Raw genomic sequence first — 2,929 nt, 5'->3', positions numbered from 1 at the left:
CCCTCGCAGAAGCCGTCGACCGCGTCGATCAGCCCCTCGGCGTGCGCCACGTCCATCCCACCGATCGCCACCTCGCGGATGTAGCCGGCGCGGTCGTCGCGATACTCGGGCGGCAGCGCATGCGCGGCGAGCCAGGTGGTCCGCACCGTGACCGGCCGCGCCGCGCCGATCGCCCGGGCGACGCGCAGCATCTTGCGCTCGTTCTCGACGTCGAGGCCGTAGCCCGACTTGATCTCGATGGTGGTGACGCCCTCGGCGAGCAGCGCGTCGACCCGCGGCAGCGCCTCGGCCAGCAGCGCCGCCTCGTCGGCCGCGCGGGTCGCCCGCACGCTCGACAGGATGCCGCCGCCGGCCCGCGCGATCTCCTCGTAGCCCGCCCCCTCGAGCCGCATCTCGAACTCGCGCGCCCGGTCGCCGCCATGGACGATATGGGTGTGGCAGTCGATCAGCCCGGGCGTCACCAGCCGCCCCTCCAGGTCGCGCCTCGGCGCGGCGGAAAACGACTCGGGGATTTCCGAGGCCGGCCCGGCCCAGGCGATTCGGTCGCCCTCGATCGCCAGCGCGCCATCCTCGACCAGATCGTAACCGCCTGTTCCGGCGGCAAGCTTCACGAGTCGAGCGTTGGCGAGAACCTGCATCCGATGCCCCTCCCTGGCGCGAGATATGTATAGACTTATCGAATCCATATGTCTAAACTTATTTTCGAGCACGGGGCAGGGAGGTGACGATGGAGGTTCTCTGGGCGGAGCGGGCCCTCCTGCCGGACGGCTGGGCCGAGGCGGTGCGGGTCGAGATCGGCGAGGGCGGCCGGATCGCCGCTGTCGCCCCGGCCGCGCCGGCGGAGGGCGAGCGGGTGGACCTCCTGCTGCCGGCGCTCGCCAACGTGCATTCGCACGCCTTCCAGCGCGCCATGGCCGGCCTCTCCGAGGCAAAGGGGCCGCACCCGCGCGACACCTTCTGGACCTGGCGGCAGATCATGTACCGCTTCCTCGACCACCTGACCCCCGAGGATGTCGAGACGATCGCGAGCCTGGTGCAGATGGAGATGCTCGAGGCCGGCTACGCCACCAACGTCGAGTTCCACTACCTCCACCACCGCCCCGGCGGCGCCCCCTACGACAACCTCGCCGAGATGTCCGAGCGCATCGCCGCGGCGGCGCGCCGCACCGGCATCGGCCTCACCCTCCTGCCGGTGCACTACCAGTTCGGCGGCCTCGACCGCCGGCCGCTCGGCCCCGGCCAGCAGCGCTTCGGCACCGACCCCGACGGCTTCGCACGCCTGCTCGACTCCGCCGAGGCGGCGCTCCGCGGCCTGCCCGCCGACGCCGGCATCGGCGTCGCGCCGCACTCGCTGCGCGCGGTCAGCGCCGAGGCGCTCGCGCTCTGCGCCACGCTCCGCCCGGACCGCCCGCTCCACATGCACCTCGCCGAGCAGATCCCCGAGGTCGAGGAGGTCGTCGCCGCCACCGGCCGCCGTCCGGTCGAGTGGCTGCTCGACCACCATGCGCCGGACCGCCGCTGGACCCTCATCCACCTCACCCACATGACCGAGGCGGAGACCCGCCGCCTCGCCGCCACCGGCGCCGTGGCCGGCCTCTGCCCGATCACCGAATCGAGCCTCGGCGACGGCATCTTCAACGGCACGATCTGGAAGGACGCCGGCGGCCGGCTCGGCTTCGGCTCCGACAGCAACATCCGCATTTCGCTCGTCGAGGAGCTGCGCACGCTAGAATACAGCCAGCGCCTGCGCGACCGGGCCCGCGCCATCCTCGCCGAGCCCGCCCGCTCGACAGGCCGCGTCCTCTACGAGGCCGGCCTCGACGGCGGCGCCACCGCCGCCGGCCGCGAGACGGGCGCCATCCGCCCCGGCCTCTGGGCCGACCTCTGCGCCCTCTCCCGCGACAACCCGGTCCTCGCCGGGCGCGAGGGCGACGCGATGCTCGACAGCCTGATCTTCGCCGGCGGCGACGGGCTCGTGCGCGACGTCTGGGCCGCCGGCCGCCACGTCGTCCGCGACGGCCGCCACGTCGAGCGCGCGCGCATCGTCGCCGACTATCTCGCCTGCATGGCGGCGCTGGAGCAGAGGATGTGACCGACCGAGCGACGGACCGCCCCCCCGGCCCGACCACGCCCAAGGCGCAGGGCATCGCGGCCGAGGTGCGGCGCCGGATCGTCGAGCGGGAATGGCGGCAGGGCGACCGCATCCCCGACGAGGCCGACCTCGCCACCGAGTTCGGCGCCGCGCGTGCCACCGTCAACAAGGCGCTGCAGCTCCTCGCCGACGAGGGGCTCCTCGACCGGCGCCGCCGCGCCGGCACCCGCGTCGCACCGGCGCCGATCCGCAAGGCGACCTTCACCATCCCGATCATCCGCGAGCAGGTGGAGCAGGCCGGCATGGCCTATGCCCACCGCGTCGTCTCCCAGCGGCTCGCGCCGCCGCCCGCCGCCCTCGCCGTCCGACTCGGCCTGGCGCGCGACGCCCGGCTCATCCACCTCGTGACCGTGCACGAGGGCGACGGGCGGCCCTTCCAGTACGAGGACCGCTGGCTCAACCCGGCCGCCGAGCCCGAGCTCGCCACCGTCGACTTCCGGCAGATGAGCGCCAACGAGTGGCTGGTGCGCAACGCCCCCTACCTGCGCGCCGACATCGCCTTCCACGCCGCCAACGCCAGCGCCCGCGACGCGCGGCTGCTCGACATCGCTCCCGGCCGGGCGATCCTGGTGCTGCAGCGGACCACCTGGAACGAGGCGGGGCCGATCACCAGCGTGCGGCTCGCCTGCCACCCCGGCTTCGTGATGACCGCCGAGGCCTGAGCGGGATCGAGGGGAATTCCGTTCGGGTTAACTGCGACTTGGGCAGGCTGGGATGCGGCTGGAAGGAGGCTGGAAAGCGGCCATACGATTTGCGTCCGTGACCGGAGGTTAACCC

Annotated in this window: 2 protein-coding genes and 1 pseudogene; 2 read left to right on the top strand and 1 reads right to left on the bottom strand. The window is 73.4% G+C overall.

The window, feature by feature from the left end; all coding sequences use genetic code 11:
• Window positions 1–638, bottom strand: a pseudogene (locus Q0112_RS06980) (imidazolonepropionase); the annotation flags it as partial.
• A gap of 89 nt (window positions 639–727) precedes the next feature.
• On the opposite strand from Q0112_RS06980, the gene Q0112_RS06975 reads away from it, so the two are divergent.
• Both Q0112_RS06975 and Q0112_RS06970 read left to right on the top strand, forming a co-directional pair.
• The gene (locus Q0112_RS06975) at window positions 728–2,092 is read left to right on the top strand and encodes a formimidoylglutamate deiminase (protein ID WP_297973181.1); all 1,365 of its coding nucleotides are present in this window, start codon (window positions 728–730) and stop codon (window positions 2,090–2,092) included.
• Window positions 2,089–2,814, top strand: coding sequence for a GntR family transcriptional regulator (locus tag Q0112_RS06970; protein ID WP_297973178.1), 726 nt, complete (start codon window positions 2,089–2,091; stop codon window positions 2,812–2,814). Before Q0112_RS06975 ends, Q0112_RS06970 begins: the two co-directional genes overlap by 4 nt.
• Window positions 2,815–2,929 lie beyond the last annotated feature (115 nt).

The organism is uncultured Amaricoccus sp. (genome assembly GCF_937858865.1).
In the GTDB taxonomy this organism is placed as follows: Bacteria; Pseudomonadota; Alphaproteobacteria; order Rhodobacterales; family Rhodobacteraceae; genus Amaricoccus.
Note: the sequence above shows the minus strand (reverse complement) of the source record. Positions and strands in the feature narration are given on the sequence as shown.